Annotated in this window: 22 protein-coding genes; 11 read left to right on the plus strand and 11 right to left on the minus strand. The window is 65.6% G+C overall.

Annotation, left to right across the window (positions count from 1 at the left end; all coding sequences use genetic code 11):
* Positions 1-2: 2 nt before the first annotated feature.
* The gene (locus EV191_RS11675; RefSeq protein WP_165912922.1) at positions 3-647 is read left to right on the plus strand and encodes a TetR/AcrR family transcriptional regulator; all 645 of its coding nucleotides are present in this window, start codon (positions 3-5) and stop codon (positions 645-647) included.
* Here EV191_RS11675 and EV191_RS11680 read toward each other — a convergent pair.
* From EV191_RS11680 to EV191_RS11695, 4 genes are read right to left on the minus strand one after another with little or no spacing between them, the layout of a single operon-like run.
* Positions 625-2,217 (minus strand): AMP-binding protein, encoded by a 1,593-nt coding sequence (locus EV191_RS11680; RefSeq protein ID WP_132876989.1) that lies wholly within the window; start codon positions 2,215-2,217, stop codon positions 625-627. The genes EV191_RS11675 and EV191_RS11680 overlap by 23 nt on opposite strands.
* Complete coding sequence (locus tag EV191_RS11685; protein WP_132876990.1) at positions 2,214-3,086, minus strand: amidohydrolase family protein; 873 nt, start codon at positions 3,084-3,086, stop codon at positions 2,214-2,216. The genes EV191_RS11680 and EV191_RS11685 overlap by 4 nt, the downstream gene beginning before the upstream one ends.
* 17 nt (positions 3,087-3,103) lie before the next feature.
* Complete coding sequence (locus EV191_RS11690) at positions 3,104-4,411, minus strand: MFS transporter (RefSeq protein WP_132876991.1); 1,308 nt, start codon at positions 4,409-4,411, stop codon at positions 3,104-3,106.
* Entirely contained in the window at positions 4,408-5,448 is a 1,041-nt protein-coding gene (locus EV191_RS11695) for a phosphotriesterase family protein (RefSeq protein WP_132876992.1), read from the minus strand. The genes EV191_RS11690 and EV191_RS11695 overlap by 4 nt, the downstream gene beginning before the upstream one ends.
* Positions 5,449-5,581: 133 nt before the next feature.
* Between EV191_RS11695 and EV191_RS11700 the strand changes: the two genes are divergently transcribed.
* Positions 5,582-6,268, plus strand: coding sequence for an alpha/beta hydrolase (locus tag EV191_RS11700; RefSeq protein ID WP_132876993.1), 687 nt, complete (start codon positions 5,582-5,584; stop codon positions 6,266-6,268).
* A gap of 15 nt (positions 6,269-6,283) precedes the next feature.
* On the opposite strand, the gene EV191_RS11705 is transcribed toward EV191_RS11700, so the two are convergent.
* A complete protein-coding gene (locus EV191_RS11705) occupies positions 6,284-7,672 on the minus strand; it encodes an MFS transporter (RefSeq protein WP_132876994.1) in 1,389 nt (462 codons plus the stop codon).
* 352 nt (positions 7,673-8,024) lie between these two features.
* Here EV191_RS11705 and EV191_RS11710 point away from each other — a divergent pair, with 352 nt between their 5' ends.
* Both EV191_RS11710 and EV191_RS11715 read left to right on the plus strand, forming a co-directional pair.
* On the plus strand, positions 8,025-9,404 hold the full coding sequence (locus tag EV191_RS11710) for a hemolysin family protein (protein ID WP_207894500.1): 1,380 nt from the start codon (positions 8,025-8,027) through the stop codon (positions 9,402-9,404).
* Positions 9,401-10,456: a hemolysin family protein gene (locus tag EV191_RS11715; RefSeq protein WP_132876996.1), complete on the plus strand. Its 1,056-nt coding sequence runs from the start codon at positions 9,401-9,403 to the stop codon at positions 10,454-10,456. Before EV191_RS11710 ends, EV191_RS11715 begins: the two co-directional genes overlap by 4 nt.
* Here EV191_RS11715 and aztA read toward each other — a convergent pair.
* The gene (aztA, locus tag EV191_RS11720) at positions 10,397-11,128 is read right to left on the minus strand and encodes a zinc ABC transporter ATP-binding protein AztA (RefSeq protein WP_132876997.1); all 732 of its coding nucleotides are present in this window, start codon (positions 11,126-11,128) and stop codon (positions 10,397-10,399) included. The two genes, EV191_RS11715 and aztA, sit on opposite strands and share 60 nt — an antisense overlap.
* A 46-nt stretch (positions 11,129-11,174) precedes the next feature.
* Here aztA and aztB point away from each other — a divergent pair, with 46 nt between their 5' ends.
* The 5 genes from aztB to EV191_RS11745 all read left to right on the plus strand — a co-directional run bounded on the left by aztB (position 11,175) and on the right by EV191_RS11745 (position 15,865).
* Positions 11,175-12,032, plus strand: coding sequence for a zinc ABC transporter permease AztB (aztB, locus tag EV191_RS11725; protein ID WP_132876998.1), 858 nt, complete (start codon positions 11,175-11,177; stop codon positions 12,030-12,032).
* Complete coding sequence (locus tag EV191_RS11730) at positions 12,019-13,188, plus strand: PQQ-like beta-propeller repeat protein (protein ID WP_132876999.1); 1,170 nt, start codon at positions 12,019-12,021, stop codon at positions 13,186-13,188. The genes aztB and EV191_RS11730 overlap by 14 nt, the downstream gene beginning before the upstream one ends.
* Positions 13,185-14,102 carry a zinc ABC transporter substrate-binding protein AztC gene (gene aztC, locus EV191_RS11735; protein ID WP_132877000.1) on the plus strand — a complete coding sequence of 306 codons (918 nt, stop codon included), beginning with the start codon at positions 13,185-13,187 and terminating at the stop codon, positions 14,100-14,102. The genes EV191_RS11730 and aztC overlap by 4 nt, the downstream gene beginning before the upstream one ends.
* 29 nt (positions 14,103-14,131) lie before the next feature.
* Entirely contained in the window at positions 14,132-15,307 is a 1,176-nt protein-coding gene (gene aztD / locus EV191_RS11740; RefSeq protein ID WP_132877001.1) for a zinc metallochaperone AztD, read from the plus strand.
* Positions 15,308-15,427: 120 nt separating this feature from the next.
* On the plus strand, positions 15,428-15,865 hold the full coding sequence (locus EV191_RS11745; protein ID WP_132877002.1) for a VOC family protein: 438 nt from the start codon (positions 15,428-15,430) through the stop codon (positions 15,863-15,865).
* Between the two features lie 4 nt (positions 15,866-15,869).
* On the opposite strand, the gene EV191_RS11750 is transcribed toward EV191_RS11745, so the two are convergent.
* Positions 15,870-16,460: a TetR/AcrR family transcriptional regulator gene (locus tag EV191_RS11750; protein ID WP_132877003.1), complete on the minus strand. Its 591-nt coding sequence runs from the start codon at positions 16,458-16,460 to the stop codon at positions 15,870-15,872.
* A 75-nt stretch (positions 16,461-16,535) separates the two neighbouring features.
* Here EV191_RS11750 and EV191_RS11755 point away from each other — a divergent pair, with 75 nt between their 5' ends.
* The gene (locus EV191_RS11755) at positions 16,536-18,317 is read left to right on the plus strand and encodes an ABC transporter ATP-binding protein (RefSeq protein WP_243658897.1); all 1,782 of its coding nucleotides are present in this window, start codon (positions 16,536-16,538) and stop codon (positions 18,315-18,317) included.
* 9 nt (positions 18,318-18,326) lie between these two features.
* Here EV191_RS11755 and EV191_RS11760 read toward each other — a convergent pair whose 3' ends face one another.
* A complete protein-coding gene (locus EV191_RS11760) occupies positions 18,327-19,937 on the minus strand; it encodes an ABC-F family ATP-binding cassette domain-containing protein (protein ID WP_207894501.1) in 1,611 nt (536 codons plus the stop codon).
* Positions 19,938-20,241: 304 nt separating this feature from the next.
* Positions 20,242-20,745, minus strand: coding sequence for an HXXEE domain-containing protein (locus EV191_RS11765; RefSeq protein ID WP_165912923.1), 504 nt, complete (start codon positions 20,743-20,745; stop codon positions 20,242-20,244).
* Between the two features lie 166 nt (positions 20,746-20,911).
* Here EV191_RS11765 and EV191_RS11770 point away from each other — a divergent pair, with 166 nt between their 5' ends.
* On the plus strand, positions 20,912-21,196 hold the full coding sequence (locus EV191_RS11770; protein ID WP_132877006.1) for a hypothetical protein: 285 nt from the start codon (positions 20,912-20,914) through the stop codon (positions 21,194-21,196).
* Here EV191_RS11770 and EV191_RS11775 read toward each other — a convergent pair whose 3' ends face one another.
* Both EV191_RS11775 and EV191_RS11780 read right to left on the minus strand, forming a co-directional pair.
* On the minus strand, positions 21,197-22,144 hold the full coding sequence (locus EV191_RS11775; RefSeq protein ID WP_132877007.1) for a LysR family transcriptional regulator: 948 nt from the start codon (positions 22,142-22,144) through the stop codon (positions 21,197-21,199).
* Positions 22,141-23,013, minus strand: a complete 873-nt coding sequence (locus tag EV191_RS11780; RefSeq protein ID WP_165912924.1) for a LysR family transcriptional regulator — start codon at positions 23,011-23,013, stop codon at positions 22,141-22,143. The genes EV191_RS11775 and EV191_RS11780 overlap by 4 nt, the downstream gene beginning before the upstream one ends.

Genomic DNA, 23,013 nt, shown 5'->3' on the forward strand with positions numbered 1-23,013 from the left:
CCGTGGACCTGGCAACCATCCAGCAGGCCAGCGTGCGGGCCTTCGCGGATCGGGGATTCGCGGCCACCGGAATCCGGGATATCGCCCGCAACGCTGGGGTAACCTCCGGCGCGCTGTACCACTACGCCACCAGCAAAGAAGAACTCTTGATCGCGGTGATGCGGATCAGCCTCACCGAACTGTCCAGGCTGGCCGCCGAGGCCGTAACCGACCAGCCCGAGCCGGCCAGCCAGCTTGCCCAACTCGTCCGCACCCACGTCGCGCTGCAAGCGACCAGCCCGCAGACCGCCCTGGTTGTGGACAGGGAGGTCCGCGCGCTGTCCGAGGATAACCAGCGGGCTGCGATGAGCCTGCGCGACGATTACGAGGCGCACTGGCGAACCGTGCTGGACGCCGGGATCGCCGAATGCGTTTTCGACGTCCCCGACCCTCGCGTCGCACGACTCGCCCTGCTCGAGATGTGCAACGGGGTGGCCAACTGGTACCGACCGGACGGCGCGCTCGGCCTCGCCGAGCTGCAGGAGGTGTTCGTCCGGCTCGCCTTCGGCCTGGCCGGCTGCCAGCGCAGCAGCGCGGCCAGCATCGGTTCCTATGTGGAGATGAAACCGCTGTCCTGCGAACCGATCAGCCGAACCACAACTGGCTGACCCGGTCGTAGCCGGGATCCTGCCGCCCCGCCGCTGCTTCCCGCAGTTCCTTCTTCGCGATCTTCTCCGATGCGGTGAGCGGCAGCCGATCGCGGAGCACCCAGTAGCGGGGAACCTTGAAATAGGCCAGGTTCCGCTGCGCGAACTCGATCAGCTCGGGCACCAGCTCCGCTGCCGGCCTGCTGCCGCGAGCAACTACGAAGGCCTGGATCTCCTCCCCGCGTAGCTCATCGGGCACCGGTACGCATGCCGCGAGCGCAACCTCGGCGTGCTGCTCGAGCACCGACTCCAGTTGTACCGCGGCAATGTTCTCCCCGCTGCGTCGGATGATGTCCTTTGTCCGACCATGGAAATACAGCAGGTCAGCTTCGTCCTGGTGGACCAGATCACCCGTGTCGTACCAGCCACCGCGAAACGCCGCCTCGGTCGCCGCATCGTCGCCGAAGTAGCCGTAGGTCACCCTGGCACCGCGCACCAGCAGATTACCCACCGAACCACGGGGAACCGGTTGCCCCGAATCGTCCACAATGCGCACCTCGAGGTTCGGCATCGGCCGGCCAAGCGCGCCAGTGCCGACGGTCGCGTCGTGTTCGGCCGGCTCCACCATGGTGACCAGTCCCAGTTCGGTGCTGCCGTAGAGCTCGTGCCACGGCGCGCCAAACCGTTCCTCCAGCTCTCGATGCCGATCGGTGGGTAGCGCGGAGCAGGCAATGTAGCGCACCAGATTGTCGCGTTCCTGGCCAGACGGCTCCGTTTTCAACAGCAGGGTGGGCATCACGCCAAGGCAGTAGAAAAAGGTGACCCGATGCCGGCGTACCGACTCCCAGAAGCTGCGGGGGTGGAACCGATCCAGCACTACGAGTTTGGCCCCGGTATGCAGCGCGCCAACCAGATTCCACTGTGGATCCATATAGTAGAAAGGCTGCGCGGTGAGCAGCACATCCGCTCCGGTAAGGCGCGGTCCGTGATCGATCAGCACCTGCGCGAGCTCCATCCAGTACGCATGCGAAAGCAGGCAGCCCTTCGGGGTACCGGTACTGCCCGAGGTGTACTGAATATTCGCCACGGCCTCAGGGAAAACCCGACGCTCCGGTTGGCCGCTCGCGCTCGTCAATCGTTCCCAGCGTGTCCCGGACACCTCGTCCTGCTCGCCGGCGCCGACCAGGACCACCTGCGGCTGGCCGAGCTCAGCAAGCAGCGGCGCGAGCTTGCCGGCGCTTTCGGTGCTCACGATGATCGCCGAGGGGCGTGCGTCCACCAGCAGGCTGCGCAGGTCCGACTCGCCGAGGTAAACGTTCACCGGGACCATCGCCGCACCGAGCCTTGTCGTTGCGAGCCAGGCGATCGGGAACTCGACCACATTGGGCAGTAGTAGGGCAACCCGATCGCCCGGTCCGATACCGAGTTCCCGCAGTCCAGCGGCGGCACCGCGGACCGCTCCGGCAAGCTCGGCGAAGGTGATCACCGTGCCTTCCGGGTCGAAGTGCATCGCCACCCGCTGCGGCCAGTTCTGGGCCGCGTACTCGACCAGCTCCGGCAGGTTGGCCGCCTGTTTCGTCGCCGTCGTCATCGCGTGGCCGCTGCACCGAGCCCGAACAGGCTGCGGGCGTTGCCGCCGAGTAACTTGCCGAGCACCTGTTCCGGGAGATCGAGCGAGCGCCATTCATCGAGCACTCGGCCATGCCCGAGCACCGGCCAATCGGTGGCGAAGAGCACCTGGTCACGAAGCAGATTGTGCAGGTAGCCAAAAAGCACATCCCAGCCCGTACCGGAACGGCCAACGTACTTAGGCGCCAGCCCACCAAATTCGAGATATACCGTGGGATGCCGGCGGGCGACGGCCGCGTACTCGGTGGCCCACGGCCAGCCGGCGTGGCAGGCGACCAGTCGTAGCTCGGGAAAATCGCACGCTACCTGGTCGAGCAACTCCGGCCGTTCATGCCGGAGCGGATGCGCGCGCGAGTAAGTGATGCCGGTGTGCACCGCGACGATCATGCCGAGTTCTTCAGCCCTCGCGTAGGTGGGATAGAGCGCGCGGTCATCGATATCCAGCCCGAAGAACGCGGGCTGTAGGTTAACTCCGACCAGACCGAGCTCGGCGGCCGCGGCCACCTGCTTGGCCGCGTGGCCGGGCCGGGCAGGTGGCATGGTGATCGTGCCAACGCCAGTGAAACGATCCGGATAGTCCGCGACAACCCCAGCCACCGCCGCGCTGAGCTGGTCGGCATCCGCGTCCGATTCGTACTCCGCGTGCAGTACCGCGCGATCGACCCCTGCCGCGTCCAGATCGGCAAGCAAGGCGTTTACCGTTCCCGCGCGAACCTTGTCGGTGAGTCCGAGTACCCGGTCGTACTGCTCGCGTTGCAGTGCGGGGAGATCGTAGTCAGGCTTTCCCCAGAGTTCCTGCGGAAGCCGCACCCGCGCGTCGATGATCTCCATTCATCCTCACTTTCCTGCTAGTGAACTGGTTTGACGCGCATGCGCAGCGCGACCAGGAATACCGCGGCCGCCACTACGGCAAGGTAGAAACTCGGCGCGAGATCGTTACCGGAAACCGAAACCAGATAGGTACCCACGAACGGGGCGGTGCCACCGAGTGCCGCGTAGCCGATGTTGTAGCTGATCGCCGCGCCGGTGAACCGGGTAGCGGTGGGGAACATCTCGACGAAGCTGGGGTAACTCCCACCACCGAAAACGCACAGCGCCGCGGCGAGGAGGACCTGCCCGAGGATCGCCGGGAGCAGGCCGCCCGCGCCGATCAACAAGAACGCCGGCACACCACAGATCGCGACCATAGCCGCACCAGCCAGCAGCATCCGTTTGCGACCAACCGAATCCGAGATCCGCCCGCATACCGGCAGCAGGAAGGTGAACACCAGCAGCGCGACCGAATTGGACAGCAGTGCGTGTTCCCTGCTGAGCCCGGCCACCACGTCCAGATACGTCGCCAGATAGCCAATCAGGAAGTAGAAGCCGAGCGCGGACAGCGCGGCGAAGCAGAACACGAACACCATCGAACCGAGGTGCTGCCGGAACGAGTCGCGCACCGGGGTGGTGGTGATCTGCTTCTCGGTGCGTACCTGCTCGAACTCCGGGCTCTCCTCGGTGCGCATCCGGATGTACAAGCCGATCAACGACATGGGCAGCGCGACCAGGAAGGGTATCCGCCAGCCCCATGAGTTGAACGCGTCCTCGGAAAGCCCGCTGGTGAGCCCGAATACGAACAGCGCCGCCACCACCGAAGGCAGCGCCGACATCGCGATCACGATGGTTACCCACATGCCCCGCCGGCCAGCTGGTGCATGCTCGTAGACGAACGAGGTCGCGCCAATCGCCTCCCCGCCGGCGGAAAGGCCCTGGAGCAGCCGGCAGAGCACCAGTAGCAGGGGTGCGAACAGGCCGATCTGGTGATAGGTGGGCAGCAGCCCGATCGTCGCGGTCGCGATACCGATGAGCAGCAGGACCGCGGAGAGCACACCGCGCCGGCCGATCCGGTCGCCGAGTGCGCCGAACAGCACCCCGCCGAGCGGGCGGATCACGAAGGCAATGCCGTACACCGCGAAGGTCGACAGCAGCGCCGCCACCTGATTCGTGCCAGGGAAGAACTGTGCGGCGATGACCGGCGCGCAGTAGCCATAGATGGCGAAATCGTAGAACTCCACGAAAGTGCCGACACCGCCGGCGGTCAGCACCCTGCGGCGCGCCTTTGCCTGCTCGCCCGCGCCCTTCGGACTTCCGGTTACTTGCGTGGGTTCGGTGCTCATAACGGCATCGGCAGCACATGCGCTGGACTGTCCACGGTGATCGCGTGGATCTGCTCCTCGGTGAACCCCTTGCGCCGCATCAACGGGAGCACATTGTCGAGGATGTGCGTGTAGCCTTCACCGCCGTACTTGCGCATATGCGTCTTGCTGCAGATGTCCTGTGCGATCAGTACTTTGTTGAGGTATCCGGCGGAGATCAGATCCGCGATGTAGTCCACTCTGGTCGCATCATTCGGCATATCGATCGGCGCGAACGGGTAGTAACTCGACTCCTGGCCGAACAGGTCGAACTCGACATAGCAACCGGTCGCGGCGAGTTCACGGATCGACCTGGTGTCGAAAAGGGTCCGGTCGATATGGCTCATGATCACACGATCTGCCTGTCCGCCAAGGGATTCCACGGTGCGCATGGCATCGAGCGGTGCGGGCTCGCCACGTCCTGGATGGATCAGTAGCGCCGCGCCGGTCTCGCGCTGCGCCGCGATCGCCGCGCGCAGCACTTTTTGCTCGACCGGATGAACCGGCCAGCTGAGCCCGATCTCGCCGATGATTCCCGCGCGAATCCCGGTTTCGTCGACACCTTCCTGTACATCGCGCACGATCCGCGCGGTTACCTCGGCTTCGCTAGCCTCGTCCAGTTCGGGTGGATGGTAGGCGCGGCAGTAATAACCGCAACCCATCACGATATGCACCCCGGTGCGCTTGGCGATCTCCGCCATGCCAAGCGGATCACGGCCGAGCCCGATACTGCTCGCCTCGACGACGGCGCCGCCGCTCTTCGCGCGGTAGGGCAGTAGCTCGTCCACGGCGTCCTGCACATCGTGTAGCCGAAGATCCTCCGCGGAATGGTACCGGCGGATCTCGTAGTAGTTGTCCAGCCGGATCAACTCGTTGTCGCGTTTGCGTTCCGTGGCGGTTGCTTCGGCGGTGAGCGGACGGGAAAGGTCACTGAGCAGATGTTCGTGAGTCTGGGTATGACCGAGCTGGTCGGCGGGCACGGGGCCGAGTACGGTCTGCGCGTACTGGTTCGTTGGCATGGCAACTCCATTCGGATACCCGAGGGTGCGAACTGCGACAACGATTGTTAATCAAGTGATTAGCTGATGCACGGGAACGCTAATCAACTGATTAACAACTGTCAAGAAGCCGTTGAACGAAAGGACTCCGGTAATGTCCACTGGCTCAGGCGATATCGTGCTCGTACACGGCACCACGCAGTCCGCTGCTGGATTCGAACCACTGGTAGCCGCGCTGGCGGCGCGCGGGCGTCGTGCGTGCACCGTCGATATCCCGTCCGCGGGAGCGAACAGTGCCGCCGAGTACGCGGAACTGCTGGCCGCACAGTTGCCCGCGGACCTGGACAGCCCGGTGGTGGCCGCGCATTCCGCTGCCGGTTTGGTGCTCCCCGCGACCGCGAAGCGGCTGGCAGCTCGGCACCAAGTATGGCTGGCCGCGGCGGTCGCTGATTTTGCCGGTGGTCGTAGCCTTCTCGACGAGCTGCGGCAGGATCCCACCGCGATGTTCCACGCGGAATGGCTTGGTGTGGATCCGACCAGTGACCCGGTGCTAGCTACATACTTCCTGTTCCATGACGCTGATCTGGCCACCCTGCGTGCTGCCTTGTCGACGGTGGCTGGCTGTGATCTGTCCACTGTGTATGCCGAGGCGCCGACGATCGATCCGGCCCGGTTGCCGTCCACCTACCTGCTGCCCACCGCGGACCGTACGTTGACCAAGGAATGGATGGCGCGGGCGGCCGCCGAACGCCTCGGGACAGCTCCCATCGAGGTGTCCGGCGGCCACAACTTCTACTTCGCCGACCCCGAGGGGACGGCGGAGCGCTTGTGCGCTCTGTGACCGCGTTCTTTCAGGTTAGCGAGGTCGCGGGCGCCGTGCCGGCAGCAGCTGGACGGGTAGCGCGGTTACCAGTAGCACGGCGAGCATGCCGAGGATTACCGCCTGGAACGCACTGGCAAACCCGGTCGCCTGCTGCATACCGGCGTAGCCGGCGGCAGCCGCGGCCACACCCAGTGCCCCGGCCAGCTGCTGCACGTTGTTGAGCACACCCGAGGCGGTCCCGGCCAGCCGCGCCGGTACCTCGGCGAGGCCGAGGTGCAACACGGTGGCCACGACCATGCCCATCCCGCAGCCGGAGACAAGCAGGCCGGGCAGGAACTGCCAGCCGCTTGGTGCGGTGCCGGCGAATCGCACCAAGCAGCCGAATATCGCCATGCCCGTGCCGAGCGTCAGCAATCCGATGACCAGTATCCGCCGACCGAACCGGGGCACCAACCACCGTGCCGCCGGTATCGAGGCGAGCGGGATACCAAGCGACCACGGCAGGATGGTCAGTCCCGCGGCCAACGGGCCGAAGCCGAGACTACGCTGCAGGAACAGCGGCATGGTAAAGAACAACCCGAACACGGCCGCATAAACCAGCGCGCTGATCAGTACCGCACCAGTGAAACTCGGATAGCTGAACAGCGTGGTGTCCACCAGTACGCCGTACCCTCGCTTACCGCGACGGTGTTGCCGGACGGCGAAGCAGGCCAGCGCGACCAGCGCCGCCACCGGCAGCGGGGCCACCCAGCCAGGCCAATCGTTCTCGCTGCCGTGTAGTAGCGGGAACATCAACAGCAGTAGCCCGCTGGAAAGCATGGCCATCCCGGGCAGGTCGAGACTCGCTCGCCCGCCCGCGCGTCGATCCGGCAGCCAGTGCAGTCCACACAGGATCACCGCGCCGATGGGCAGATTCAGCAGAAACACCGTGCGCCAGCCGAGTCCCATGATGTTGAGTTCGGTGAGCGCGCCCCCGACAAACAGTCCACCCACCGTAGCCACCCCGGTCACCGTGGCAAACAGGCTCAGCGGCCGGCCGCGTTCTGCCGGGGGATACATCAGCTGAATAAGGGCAAGCGTCTGCGGAACCGCCAGCGCCGCCGCGCCACCCTGGGTGATCCGTGCGATCAGTAGGGTCAGCGTGTTCGGGGCGAGGCTGCATACTAGCGCTGCGGCGATGAACCCAGCGGTGCCGATCGCCAGCATCCGGCGTGGCCCGTAGGTGTCGCCGAGCCGGCCGCCGATAGTCAAGCCGGCGCCGAGCGCGAGCGTGTAGCTGGACGCGATCCAGCCGAGCATCCCGGTGCTCGTGCCGAACTCTCGTTGAATAGCGGGTAACACGACGTTGACGATGGTTCCGTCGAGCAGTTCAAGTGCCGCCGCGAGCAGCACGATTCCCAGCGCGAAGCCGCGCCTGTCCATTTCGGTCCACCTTCCACATAGCTGGCCTGGAAGGGGGAGCGAGTAGACAGTGGTCCAGCCGCCCGGTCTCTAACGTGCGCAGGGCCACTCGAGTTTCCGCAGTCGAGACTGGACCGGTTAAGCTCACAATAGTGCGTCGCACCCAGTCGGGAACTTTTCACCCCGGCTCGTTCGTGATAGATGTACGACATTCGGCCGAGCGTCCCAACGAGAGGATCATGGACCCGTCTCGAAGTACCGGCAGCGCCCACGCGGATGGGTGCTGCAACCCAGATACCGACGCCGACCCCTGTTTACCCTGCGGGTTGTCCCGTAGCGCCCGCCTCGCGGAGAGCGTGGGGTGTGGCCAGTGATGACCTTGCTCACGATCCTGCTCGGCGTGCTGGTGATCGTCTTACTCAGTGTGCTGACCGGCTACTTCGTAGCGCAGGAGTTCGGCTACATGGCGGTGGACCGGTCCCGCCTGAAATCCCTTTCCTCAGCGGGTGACACCAGTGCCCGGCGCGCGCTCCGGGTGACCAGCCGCACCTCGTTCATGCTTTCCGGAGCCCAGCTGGGCATCACGGTTACCGGATTGCTTGTCGGTTACGTTGCCGAGCCACTGATCGGCGACGGGATCAGCGTGCTGCTCGGTGGCGTCGGGGTCCCGCAGGGGGTTGGCATCGCCATTGGCATCGCTTTCGCCCTGCTGCTGTCCACAGTGGTACAGATGGTCTTCGGCGAGCTGTTCCCGAAGAACCTGGCAATCGCACGGCCGGAGCCGGTCGCGCGGCGGCTCGCCTGGTCCACCAATCTGTACCTTGGCCTGTTCGGCTGGCTGATCTGGCTGTTCGACCAGGCGGCGATTCTGCTGCTCAAGGTGTTGCGCATCGAACCGGTGCACGACGTCGAGCATGCCGCCACGCCGCGCGATCTGGAGCATATTGTCGCGGAGTCCAAGGAACACGGTGACCTGCCCGCGGAAATGTCCACAATGCTCGACCGGGTGCTCGACTTCCACGAGCGAACGGCCGACCACGCGATGATCCCGCGTACCAAGGTAACCACGATTCCTGGCGATGCGCCGGTGAGTCGCGCCGTGGAGCTGATGGCTTCGAGCTATTCGCTGCTTCCGGTACTTGGTACCGATGTGGACGACGTGATCGGGACGCTCAGCCTGCGCGATGTGTTGCGATTGGACGAGGAAGCCCAGCGCACTCGTTCGGTTAGGGAACTGGTCCGGCCAGCGGTGATGGTGCCCACCTCGCTGCCACTGCCCACCGTCGTCGAACGCCTCGGCGAGGCAGGCCAGCAGCTGGCCTGTGTGGTGGATGAGTACGGCGGCCTTGCCGGCGTGATCACCGGCGAGGACATCGCCGAGGAACTCGTCGGGGAGATCAGCGACGAACATGATCCACAGGGCCAGGACCTCGCGCGCAGGGATGGCAACGGCGGCTGGCTGGTGTCCGGAACCATTCATATCGACGAAGCCGAGCGGCTGCTCGATCACGAGCTGCCGACGGGCGATTACGAGACGATCGGCGGCCTGATCACCGCCACGTTACAGCGCCTGCCGGAGCCGGGGGACGTGGTCCGCGTGGATGTCCCGCAGACGGCGGCCGATGAGGAAGAGCCGCGTAAGCAGGTGATCGCCGAGGTGCGCAGCATCGACCGACATGTGCCGGCGACCGTCCGGCTGACCGTCGAGGATGTGCCAGAGGTCGACCCAGCCAGCGAGGAGGTGTCCGGATGACCGGGATGGACACCTGGGTCGCACTGGTGATCTCCGCGGTGATTATCGGGCTCAGCGCGTTCTTCGTCGCGATCGAGTTCGCGCTGGTTGCCGCGCGCCGCCATCGCCTTGCCGAGGCGGCGGAAACCAGTCTGTCCGCACGGGCGGCGCTGAAGAGCGCGCGGGATGTGTCGATGCTGCTCGCCGGCTCCCAGCTGGGGATCACCTTGTGCACCCTGGCTATTGGTGCGATCACCAAGCCGGCCGTGCACCACATGCTTACCCCGGTGCTCGAGGACACTGGGCTGCCGGCAGCCACCTCTACGGTGGTTGCCTTCGTGCTCTCGCTGTTGATCGTGACCTTCCTGCACCTGGTGGTTGGTGAGATGGCCCCGAAGTCGTGGGCGATCGCGCATCCGGAGAAATCCGCTCAGCTGCTCGCCATCCCGATGCGGATGTTCATGTGGTTGACCAGGCCACTGCTGGTGGCGCTGAACGGGATGGCCAACTGGTGTTTGCACCGCATCGGCGTGCAGCCGGTTGACGAGCTGACCTCCGGCCGGAACCCGGACGACCTGCGGCATCTGCTCGAGCATTCGACAAAGGCCGGCACGCTCGACGCGCAGCGGCACCAACAGCTGACCACCGCGCTGGACCTGCATTCCCGTCCGGTTCGGGACATCACGCAGCCGCGCCAGGAGCTGGCCTCGGTCAGCCCGGCGGATACCGTCGAGCGCATCCAGGCAGCCTCGCGGGATAGCGGGCACCTGCGCTTGGTGGTGCTGGATGGCGAGCAGCCGGTAGGTGTGGTGCACGTGCGGGACAGCCTCACCCAGGCGCCCGAGGTCACCGCCGCGGCGCTGTTGCAGCCGGCGCTGAACCTGCCGGCGAGCACGCCGTTGCACACCGCACTGCAGACCATGCGCAGGCGGCGCAACCACCTCGCGCTGGTCTACTCGGACACCGATAACGAGCTGCTTGGCCTGATCACCCTGCAGGACGTGCTGAACCAGCTACTTCCCATGCAGCCGGCCGGAACTCGGTTGAGTGCACAGACCCCAGGCGGTGCGTAGGGCGTCCTCGGTAAGCACCGCCGAGGGCGCTCCGGTGTCGAGCACCCGGCCCTCGGAAAGCAGTACGCAGTGATCCGCGTTCGCGGCGTCGGTGAGCTCGTGCGTCACTTGCACCACGGTGGCGCCGGCCGCCGCTGCCGTGTTCAGCGCGGCCGTGATCGCCTCCTTGGCCGCGAGGTCGAGCCCAGCGGTCGGCTCGTCAAGCAACAGCACGGCCGAATTCTGGGCGAGCCCCTGCGCCACAAGCGCCCGTTGCCGTTGACCGCCGGACAGCGTACTGAGCCGTCGCCTTGCGAGTTCGGTGATCCCGAGCTGTCGCAGACAATCCGCGACCACCTGACGATCCTTATTGGACAGTCTGCGGATCAATCCGCGAGCCGCCCAGCGTCCCATCGTCACCGTCTCACGCACGGTGATCGGCAACCGATCAGAGACCTCGCTGCGCTGGACCACAAGGGCGGGGCGAGTTCCGCTCGGTAACCGCACGGTGCCCTCGGTAGGACTCAGCACGCCAGCAACGGTGCTGAGCAAGGTCGACTTTCCAGAGCCGTTCGGTCCGACGATCGCGGTAACGCTTGCCGCCGGAAATCGCGCGGTCACCTCATGTAGCACCGTCCGTCCGGGATAGCCCGCGGATAGTCCGGTGACCGTTACCGGATCTGGTTGTGCCATAGCTCTCCTTGTAACGACATTCATTTTCACTATAGCGTAGCTCGGCGTGCAATGGTTGATCGCTCCGTTCGAGATTTCCTTCGTGCAGCGAGCGCTATGGGGCGGGATCCTGGTGTCCCTGATCTGCGCGCTCGCCGGCACCTGGGTGGTGCTGCGCGGAATGGCCTTTCTCGGCGAAGCGATGTCGCACGGCATGCTGCCCGGCGTCGCGATCGCTTCGCTCGCAGGCGGAAACCTGCTGGTTGGTGCGGCTATCAGTGCCGGCGTGATGGCGCTCGGGGTGACCGCACTCGGCCGTTCCCGGCAGTTCTCCCAGGACACCGCGATCGGCCTGCTTTTCGTTGGCATGCTTGCGGTCGGCGTGATCATCGTGTCGCACGCTCAGTCGTTCGCGGTGGATCTCACGGGCTTCCTGTTCGGCGATGTGCTCGCGGTCCAGCAGCAGGACCTGACCCAGCTCGCGGTCGCACTCGGGATTGCCGCGCTGATCTCCGTAATTGGCTACCGAGCATTCGTCGCGCTGAGCTTTGACTCGCGCACCGCGAGCACGCTCGGATTGCGCCCGAGGCTCGCGCATGCCGCGCTACTGTGCTTGTTGACCCTGGCGATCGTGGCGTCGTTCCACGTCGTCGGCACGCTGCTGGTGTTCGGTCTACTGATCGCGCCACCGGCCGCCGCGATGTGCTGGGTTGGTCGCATCCCGCTGATCATGCTCGGCGCCGCGCTGCTCGGTTGCCTCTCGACCGGAGCTGGGCTGCTCGTGTCCTGGTACTGGGGCACCGCCGCCGGGGCAACCATCGCCGCCGTCGCGGTCCTGCTGTTCTTCGTATCCGCAGCGGCCGCGCGCGGACGAGATCGAATTCGCCGGAACAAATCCGCAGAGGAGCATCGTGCTTTCGCGTAGCAAAGTCGCCGTACTGGCCGTCACCGCGGGACTGCTCACCGCATGTGGCGGCGGTACGGAACCCACCGAACCCGCTGCATCGAGCACCCCGCACGGATACGTGGAAGGTGCGGAAGAAACCGCGGAGGCCCAGTCCAAACTACTGCTCGCCGACGCGGAAAGCGGTGCGGTTCGGGTACTTGACCTGTTGTCCGAAGAGGTCACCGAACTCGACGACGTCCAGGGAGTTGGTGGGATCAGCACCGACGGGCGCTTCGGGTTCCTGACCGCCGGCGATACGACCACCGTCGTCGATACCGGATCGTGGATGGTCGATCACGGCGATCACGTGCACTACTACCGCGCGGAGATCCGCAAGGCTGGCGAGCTGGATGGCAATACCATCGCCGCGCATTCGGACTCGGCGATAACCGCCACTCCGCTGTCGAACGGTACGACGGCGCTGCTTGACACCGAAGCGCTTGCCGACGGCGAGACCAAATTAGACGATCCAGTCGCCGGGATCGCTGTTCCCTACGCGCAACATCTGGTCGTCGCGAGCGAAGACCAGGTCGAGGTTCGGGACCGCAAAGGTGGCTCTGCGGCGGAAATCGACGAGTCCTGCGCTGAGCCGAAAGGTTCGGCGGTGACCGGGCGGGGCGCGGTGCTCGGCTGCGCGGACGGCGCCCTGCTTGTGCACGAGGAGGACGAGCGGTTCGCGGCAACCAAGATCCCCTATCCCCGCTCGGTTTCCGCTACCGAGCGGGCAGCCGAGTTCGCGCAACGCCCCGGCAGTGAAACGCTTGCCGCCACCGCGGGTGGCCGGGGTTTCTGGGCGCTGAATACCACGGAGCGCGAGTGGACCTTTGTGGCGGAACGTCAGGTGGTCGCGGTGAACGCGGTAGGTGCGGGCGGCCCGCTACTGGCGCTGACCTCGGACGGGGTACTGCACGCCTATGATCCGGCGACCGGTGAGCAAACCGCGAGTAGGGAACTGCTCAGTGAAGGGGTTCCGGATGGTGCTTCGCCGACGATTCAGGTTGATACCAGCCGTGCCTATGTCAATGACGCCGCCGGCAGCAAGGTCTACGAGATCGATTACACCGATGAGTTGCGAGTAGCCCGCACTTTCGATCTGGACATCAAACCTTCCTACCTGGTGGAGACTGGCAGATGAGGGCGAAGCTAGGTGTACTCGGAGTTGCGCTGCTGCTCACGATCGCCGGTTGCGCGGGTTCCGGCTCGGCATCGGGTGAGGGCGGCGTCGTGGTGACGACCAATATTCTCGGTGACCTGACCGAGGCTGTCGTCGGTGACCAGGTTCCGGTGACGGTGCTGATGAAACCCAATGCGGATCCGCACTCGTTCGCTATCTCCGCGCAGGAGGCCGCGCAGTTGGAGCAGGCCGACCTGGTAGTCCATAACGGACTTGGCCTCGAGGAAGGCGTGCAGCGCAACGTCGACGCGGCCGAGGAGTCGGGAGTGCCGACTCTTGCCGTCGGTGACCAGGTCGATCCGATCAGCTATCGGGACAATGAGTCTGCTGGCGAGCCGGACCCGCATTTCTGGACCGATCCGCGCAGGGTGCATACCGCGGTCGAGCTCATTGCCGACCAGGTTGTGTCCGAAGTAGATGGCGTGGACGAGGAGACCACGCGCGCCAACGCGCGGGCCTACCTTGCCGAAGTCGAGGAGTTGGACGGCTGGATGGCGGATCAGTTCGCCGCTATCCCGGAGCAGGACCGCAAGCTCGTCACCAACCACCATGTGTTCGGTTATCTCGCGCAACGCTACGAGTTCGAGGTACTTGGTGCCGTACTGCCGAGCGGGACCACGCTGGCCTCGCCAAGTGCCTCGGACCTGAGTGAGCTGGCCGGAACCATCCGCAAGGCCGGGGTGGCAGCCATCTTCGCCGACTCCTCACAGCCTGATCGGCTGGCCAAGGTGCTCGCCGAGCAAGCCGGACTCGAGGTTCGAGTGCTCTCGCTCTACTCCGAGTCGTTGACCGGTCCTGAAGGCTCCGCGTCAACCTATCTGGACATGATGCGGGTGAACACCACGACGATCGCGGATGGGCTAAGCCGGAACTGAAGTGTCGCAACGGGAAGGATACGAAGACAATGCGAAGTAGTCCCCGGTCAAGAAACCTAGCCGGACTATCCATAGTGGCCACATCAGTGATCGCACTGAGCGCCTGTGGTACGGGCGAATCGGAGCAGGCGGAGCAATCCGGGAAACAGATCGCGGACCCGCTGGTCACCACCTATGACGGCGGGATCTACGTACACGACGGCAACACGCTCGAGGTGAAAGCGGATATCGAGCTGGACGGGTTCAACCGGATCAATCCGGCTGGCGATAACCAGCACGTCATGGTGTCCACACCGGATGCTTTTCAAGTACTGGACGCGACCGGCGGTGAACTCACCGATGTCCAGTTCACCGGGGCCGAACCCGGCCACGTCGTCCGCCATGCCGGCCGTACCGTGCTGTTCGCCGACGGCACTGGCGAGGTGACCAGCTTTGCCTCCGACCAGCTTGGCGAAGGGGAGCCGGAGACCGAAACCTACGAGGCCGAGGAGCCGCACCACGGGGTAGCGGTTGAGCTGGCGAACGGCGAAATGCTGGTCACCATTGGCAACGAGGAAGAGCGGCCGGGCGCGATCGTCCTGGACGAGAACCGCGAAGAGATCGCGCGCAATGAGCAGTGCCCCGGGGTGCACGGGGAGGCGACCGCCGAGGGCGAAGCGATCGTGATCGGCTGCGAGGACGGCGTACTGGTCTACCGGGACGGCGAGTTCAACAAGATCGACAGCCCCGACGATTACGGCCGGATCGGAAACCAAGCCGGGACGGACAGCTCGCCGATCGTGCTCGGCGACTACAAGCAGGATGAGGACGCCGAGCTGGAGCGCCCGACCAAGGTGTCGCTTGTCGACACTGAGCGGAACTCGCTGCAGCTGGTGGAGCTAGGCACGAGCTACACGTTCCGATCGCTTGCTCGTGGGCCCGAAGGCGAGGCACTGGTGCTCGGTACGGACGGCGCCATTCACGTGATCGACCCGCGCAGCGCGGAGGTCACCGACACCATTCCGGTGTTGGATGAGTGGGAAGAGCCGTTGGAGTGGCAGGAAGCGCGCCCAGCGATCTTCGTGCGGGGTGCTACCGCCTATGTGACCGACCCGAGCAAGCGTGAACTGCACGCGGTGAACCTGGAATCGGGCGAGCAGACCGAGTCGGTGCAGTTGGACCAGGCGCCGAACGAGCTGAGTGGGGTAGTGGCACAGCGCCACTAGTGCCCCAGTAGCGCGCTGTGACCGCGCTCTTTGAGAATCCTGCGGTCACAGCGCGCCGGCCTGGGTGATGTTGAGGCTGAACAGCGGCTGTCGGTATATCGGCTCGCTAGTATGCGATGCATGGCCATCAAACTCGAGAACGTCGGCATCGCCGTCCGGGATATCGAAGCAACGATCTCGTTTTTCACCGATCTTGGTCTCACCGTTATCGGTAGGGACACGGTCAGTGGCGAGTGGACAGACACCGCCGTTGGCCTCGATGGCAACCATGCCAAGATCGCGATGCTCCAGACGCCAGACGGGCACGGCCGGCTGGAGCTTTTCGAGTACATCCACCCGGAAGCGATCGAGTCGGAGCCCACCCGGCCCAACGAGATTGGCATGCACCGCGTCGCGTTTTCCGTCGACAGTATCGACGATGCCCTCGAGATAGCCGCGAAGCACGGCTGCTACCCGCTTCGCGGCGTAGCGAACTACGCGGATGTGTACAAGCTCAGCTATGTTCGAGGCCCGAGCGGCATCATCGTGATGCTCGCCGAGGAGCTACCGCAGAACTGACGGCTCAGCTGCCCTGGTCGGCGTTGCCGAAGGTCTTGGTCAGGGTACGCAGGCACTGGTTGAGTACGGTGTGTTTCGGCACGCAGGAATCCAGCGCGTGCATCCAGGCGGCGTAGAGTAGTGCCCAGAACACCTGCTGTGCCCAGTCGACGTCCAGCTCGGGGTCCAGCGTGCCGTCCGCCCGCCCTCGCTCGAAGAGCTGTACCAGCTCGGGGTCGGACTCCGAATCGTTTTCCCACGGTGTGCCGGTAAGCAGCTGCGGATTGTTGAACAGCAGCTGCAGCGTCTCGCCGAGTTCGAACAGTTCCTGGCACAACCGGCTCAGTGCGGCCGATGCCGGGCCATCGGCCAGCCGTGCCCGTTCGTAGGCGGCGTTCACATGCTCGTCCGCATCGGCGGTCAGTGCGATGAGCAGGTCCGAGCGTTCCGGGAAGTAGCGGTGCATGGTCGTCCGCCCGACGCCGGCGACTTTGGCGATCTCGCCGAGTGATGCCGAGACGTCCTTGGAGAGCGTGCTGACCGCGGCGTCCAGGATGGCGCGCCGGGTGCGGGCTCGTGGGCCGGACGTGGCCGGCGCTGAGCTGGGCTGACTCACGAAGTTGAGGATAACAGACGACCTATTAAGAAACCGATTGGACAAATCTGGAACATCAGTGTTCCATTGAGAACCATGAACGTTCCGACAAGAGATCAGGCTCAACCAAGCCGGCTGTCCATCTTGTGGTCGCTCGCGCGGCCGCACTGGGGCAAGCTGCTCCTCGGGCTCGCACTCGCGCTGGTTACCTCCGCGATGGGCCTGGCCACGCCGATGGTCACCAAATGGGTGTTGGACGCGCTGGCCGCATCGACGTCACTTGCCGGTCCGATCTGGATGCTCGTCGTATTGCTGGTGGTGGGCGCGGTCGTCGGGCTCTGGCAGTGGGTCCTGCTCGGTTCGCTCGGCGAACGGGTGGTGCTGGATGCCCGTGAATCCATGGTGCGGCGGCTGTTCCGGGCGAAGGTGCATGCGGTGACCGGCCGGCCCAGCGGCGAGTTCGTCACCAGGGTCACCTCGGATACCGTGCTGCTCCGCGAGGCTGCCTCGTCGAGCATCATCGGGCTGATCAACGGCGCCGTCATGCTGATCGGCTCGCTGATCTTGATGGGCGTGCTCGACCTGGTGCTGCTTGGTACCACGGCGATCGCGATCGCGCTCGTGGGTGTGCTGTTCGGGATGCTCATGCCGGCGATCGCCAAGGCGCAGGAGCGCGCGCAGGAACACGTCGGACGCCTTGGCGGCATGCTGGAAACCGCCCTGCGCGCGGTGCGCACCGTGAAGGTGAGCCGTGCCGAGCAGCGGCAGTCCGATCGCATCCTTGCCGACGCACGGCAATCCGCCGAGTACGGGGTGCGGGCAGTGCGCCAGGAGGCGGTGAGCTGGACGATCGCCGGCTCCGGTCTCCAGCTGGCGATCATCGTGATTCTGGGGCTCGGCGCTTGGCGGGTGAGCCAAGGACACCTCGAGGTGTCCGCGCTGATCGCCTTCCTGCTGTACGCGTTCGGTTTGATGGAGCCGATCAGCGAGCTCACCGAGAACGTGACCGGTTTGCAGTCGGGCATCGCGGCGGCTGGCCGGATCAGGGAGGTCAACGAGATCGATGTGGAGACCGATCTGGTCGAGACTCGTCAAGGCGGGCGCGGATCCACACCGAACACGGGGCCGGTGCTCGAGTTCAGTGGGGTAACCGCGGCGTACGGACCAGATCTACCCCCGGCACTGGCGGAGGTCGACCTGGCGATCCCCCGGCGTGGACATACCGCGATCGTGGGGCCGTCCGGGGCGGGTAAGACGACGATGTTCTCGCTGATCCTGCGGTTTCTCGAGCCGCAACAGGGCAGCCTGCGGCTGAACGGCGAACCGTATCTCGCGCATACGCACAACGAGATCAGGTCCGCACTGGCCTATGTGGAGCAGGAATCGCCCACGGTTCCGGGCACGATCCGGGAGAACCTGTTGTTCACCCACCCGGATGCGACCGAAGCCGAGCTACGCGCCGTGCTCGAGGAGGTCCGGCTCACCGACAAGATCGCGGAGCTGGACGAGGGGCTGGACACCCCGTTGTCCTCGACCTCGCTCTCCGGTGGGCAGCGCCAGCGGATCGCGCTGGCGAGGGCGATCCTGCGGACCCCGCAGGTGCTGCTGCTCGACGAGGCAACGGCACAGGTCGATGCGCTTACCGAAGGCGCCATCCACGACTGCATCCGGGATCGGGCAAGTAAGGGCGCCGTGGTCACCATCGCCCATCGACTGTCCACAGTGGTAGATGCGGACACGATCGTGGTGCTCGACGAGGGGCGGGTCAGGGCGATGGGTACCCATCACGAGCTACTGGCGACCGACGAGCTGTACGCCTCACTGGTGGCGGCGCTACGCCTGACGGAGGCGCCGCCGGTACCGGTCGCCAGCGAGTGAGGCGGCGGTTCACCCGGTGGGCCGTTCCGTGAGGGCACCGTCACGCAACTCGAGTACCAGGTCGGGCGCGAAGCTGCGGAGGAACGCCTCGTCGTGGCTCACCACCAGGACGGCGCCCCGGTAGGCGCGCAGCGCGTCGAGTAGCTGGTCAACCGTGTCCAGATCGAGGTTGTTCGTCGGCTCGTCGAGGACCAACAGCTGTGGCGGCGGATCGGCCAGCAGCAGTCGCGCCAGCGCCACCCGGAAACGTTCACCGCCGGACAGCGAGCTGACCGGCCGGTGTGCGGTATCGCCCCGGAGCAGGAAACGAGCCAGCCGATTGGTCAGCTCGCTATCCGGGGTACCGGGTGCCGCGGCGCGCACCACCTCCAAGACCGACGCGGCTTCGTCGAGTCCGTCGATTCGCTGCGGCAGATACCCGATCCGATCCGTGTACAGCGTGGATGCCGCGCGTACGGCCGCACTCGGATCGGCTTCGGGCTGCTGGCCCGGTGCTGTGGCAAGTGCTTGCAGCAGCAGGGTTTTGCCCGCGCCGTTGGGTCCGGTCAACGCAACCCGCTCGGGGCCCTGCACGATCCACGAGCGATAGTCGTCGCCAAGCTCGGCGATCCGGCGCGATTTTGCCACGCCAGGATCCGGTAGATCGATGCGTACGGAGGGATCCTCGCGCACCCGCCGTTCGGCCGCGTCGAGCTGGCGGCGAGCCTCGTCCTCCTTCTGCTGCACTTCGCCGCGCAGCCGCCCAGCGGATACCTGTGCTTCCCTGGCGCGCAGCTTCATGACCACACGCGGGCGCCGCTTGTTCTCGTAGTCGGTATTCGCATAGCGGGCGCGCCGGGCCAGCTTGGTCTCCGCCTCAATGCGCTGCCGTTTCTCTTTCGCGAGGGCCTTCCTCGCGTCGACCTCGGCCTGGCGGGCGGCGTCCTGCTCGGCATCCAACCAGGCGCGCCACTGCGAGTAGGGGCCACTGATGGTCGTCAGCTCGTTGCCGTACAGCTCGGCGGTGTTGTCCATCAGCTCGAGCAGTTCGACGTCGTGCGAGACGACCACGAGCGCGCCACGCCACGCTCGGACCATCTGGTAGACCAGTTGGCGGGCGTCGCGATCGAGGTTGTTCGTCGGCTCATCGAGCAGGGTGATGGCGGCGCCGCGCAACCGGATTCCGGCCAGTGCCACGAGCATCGCTTCGCCACCCGACAGCTCGCCGATGCTGCGCTCGAGCGTGCCGGGTGGAAGTCCAGCCTCGGCAAGGGCCGCATGGGCCTTGGCCTCGATATCCCAGTTATCGCCGATCTCGTCGAAGCGCGCCGGATCCGCGTCGCCAGCCTCGATCGCGCGCACCGCATCGAGTGGTGTCGCCACGCCGAGCAATTCGGCGACGCGGGTGCCGGTGTCCAGTGTGAGGTGCTGCGGCAGGTACGCCACCGTGCCGGTAGCGCTGATCTGGCCGGAGGTGGGCGTCAGTTCGCCGACCGCGAGGCGCAACAGCGTGGTCTTGCCGGAGCCGTTGCGGCCGATCAGGCCGGTGCGGCCAGCGCTGAACGCTCCGGACAGCTCGTCGAGTGCGACGGAGCCGTCCGGCCAGGTGAAGGAGAGATGGTCGAAAGTCAATGCGGTCAACGAAGCCTCCGGGGGTTGGGTGCACGAATGCGCTGACCCCGGCATGGGTATGCCTCGATGAGGGCTCGAAAACAGGCGAGCATCGACGGATCAGCGCGGGATGCGCTGCGCGATGCTCCGGCCGTACGGCGGGCGTCGACGATCAGCGCGGATCACGCGATGGCGTCGGGATTCCTCACCGGTTCATCCGTTCCTCGGGTACACGGCCGCCACGAGTGTAGCAAGCTTGTGGCGCGGCGGCATCCGGAATCGTCGGATCCATATTGGATGGTCGACTACCGTGCCGCCCCGGTTGGTCGCAGATTCACAGGAACAGGAATCCGATCGCAAGGGCGGCGATCACCGTGCCGATCAGTATGGCCAGCGCGATCTCTGTACTGCTCGCGCGGGACTGCCGGCGGAGCCAGGTGAAGTAGAAGACGGTGGCCGGGATCGCGACGACGGCGCCGGTTACTGCGCCGGGGGCGTAGTCGCCGAGCACGATCCAGCTGGTCAGGTGGAAGACGGCGTTAACGGCGAACTGCCATTGGAAAGCCGTTGCCATGACCACCCAGCCACCGTGGTGGCCAGTCCGCATGGCTCGCCAGGAGCACAGCAACACCAGCAGCATCAGCGGGATGTGATATGCGGCAAAGGTGTCGGTGGTTTCCGGGCCGAAGTGCGTGCTCGCCCAGGAGGCGAATCCTGGCAGTTCTTCGAGGGTGTGCAGGACATAGACCACGAACGGCAGCAGGAAAGGCATGGCGCGGAGGGTCTGCTCGCTGGCTGTGGAGCTGGCCCCCTCCAGGCCGAGTGCACGGGAAGTCATTGTCGTCCTCTGGTGGTTGGCGGGTCTGGCCTGAGATTCATATAAACATAGCAATGTATGCATATGTTGTCACCTCCAGCACTGCGCCGATAAAGCCGGCTCGCATACCCTTGTCGGCGGAGTCGCCAACCTGTTGGAACTGTGCTCAGCGCCGATCGGAGACATGATGAACTTGGGTGAAGTGATCGCCGCGCTACAGGCAAAGGCCAATGAGCTGCCTACTGGGATGGACACCAGGGTCGAGGTGTGTATGTGTAATGGCAGCGATGTCCAGCTGACCAGCGAGATCGTGGTCGACCATATGGCTGAGCTGGCGACCGACGGGGAACTGCTTGACCTGTTCGCGATCGTGCAAGGTCATCCGCACCGGGACGAGAACGCCCGAACGCTGCGCGGCGCCGCGGAAGACGCGGACGAGCAACTTCGAAACTGGACCGCGGAAGAAGACTGACTAGCCGAACTCGGCCGTGGGCAGCTCGGCGCATAGTTCGAGAAACCGTGCCGCGGCTGGTGAGAGGTGCCCAGTGCGGTGCAGCACCGCGATGCGCCGGTATACGGCGGGATCGAGCTCGGCAACCACCGCGCCTCGTTTACGCGCTCGCTCGGCCTGTGCCGGTCCGATGAAGGTCGCCCCTGCGCCGGCCATCGCCATCGACACGAAGGCGTTCCGATGCGCGATACGCACGGTGATATGCCGATTGATATCCGGACAGGACGTCAGCAAGGACCGGTAGAACGTGGAGCTCTCCCAGTACGGCCCGACGATAATGCCGTACTCCAGCACGGTTTCCAGTGCAACGCGCGCTCCGACGCGCCCGCGTGCTGCTGGCGGCAGCACCACCCGCATCTCCTGCGCGGGCAGTTCCAGCGTGGTCAACTTCGGGTCCTGTGCCGGCATCTCGGACAGCCCGATCTCTGCCATGCCAACGCGTACCGCATCGGCCACGGCTGAGGTAAGCGGTTGCGGGGGAGCACTGATCCGCACTGAGATACCGGGATGTCGTTGTCGCAACTGGCCGATCAGCCCAGCGGTTGGATCATACGACAGCGTTGAGATGGTGGCGATGTTCAGCTGCGCCCTGGCGAGGCCGCGCGCCTCGGCCGTCGCCTCGGTGACCGCGTCGAGGCCGTGCAGGGCATTACGTGCCGGGCCGAGCGCCGCCGTGCCCAGCTCGGTGAGCCGCATCCGCCGGTTGACCCGTTCGAACAGCCGGCCGCCCAACGTCCGTTCCAGCTTGCGGATCCCGTGTGAAAGGGCGGACTGGGCCAGGAAGAGGCTTTCCGCCGCGCGCGTATAGCTACCATGCTCCACGACCGCCAGAAAGTACTCCAGCTGACGGCGATCCACTTGGCTGACCGCGGGCTTGCCATCGTCCGATGTGGAGTCCTGTTCCGTCATCCCGGAACTCCCATCAGCTGGAGAAAGGCGCGGGCCGACGGCGACAGCGGGCCATGCCGGTGGGCCACAAGAATATCCCGCCGCATCTCCGGTTCCGTGGCGACAGCGACCAGCCCCAACCGGTCTGCTTCCGCCGCGAGTGCCGCTGGCGCGAAGCATGCACCAGCACCGGCATGCACCAGTGGGATCACGGCTTCCTCGAAGTCCGTTTCGGCCACGATCGCGCCGGTAACGGTCGGCTCGCCGAGTAGGTCCTCCAACATCCGCCGCACCGGTCCGCCGCGCTCCGTGGCGACCAACCCGTGGGCGAGCACTTCCCGCACACTCGGGTTCGCGGAGATCGCGGTGCCCGGCGGCAGGAAGGCGTAGAGCGGTTGGCTGTCGTACACCGTGGTGACCAGCTCCGGGCTGGCTGGCTCGCCAACCGTCACGCCGATCTCGGCCTGGCCAGATTCCACGAGCCCATGCGTGGTAAGTCCGGATTCCGGCGCGTGCACATGGACCAGCACACCCGGATAGTGCAGGTGAAACGCGCCAATCAACTGGGCAAGCGGCTCGGCGGCCAACGTCGAAGGGCAACCGACATCGAGCACCCCACTGTCGAGTTCGCGCACACGAACCACCGCTTCGGTCGCGTTCTCGAAGGCACGGAGCGCTTGCCGAGCCGGCCCCCGCATCGCCTGCCCCGCGGACGTCAGTTGAACACCTCGGGGCAACCGGAAGAACAGCGGTGTGTCCAGCTCGCCCTCCAGTGTCGCGATCGCCTGCGACAGGGTTGGCTGCGCCACGCCGAGCTGGCTGGCGGCACGGGAGAAACTGCCCTCCTCGGCAACCGCGAGGAAATACTCCAACTGCCGCCGCTCCACCAC

The sequence above is a fragment of the Tamaricihabitans halophyticus genome (assembly GCF_004340875.1).
Taxonomy (GTDB): domain Bacteria; phylum Actinomycetota; class Actinomycetes; order Mycobacteriales; family Pseudonocardiaceae; genus Tamaricihabitans; species Tamaricihabitans halophyticus.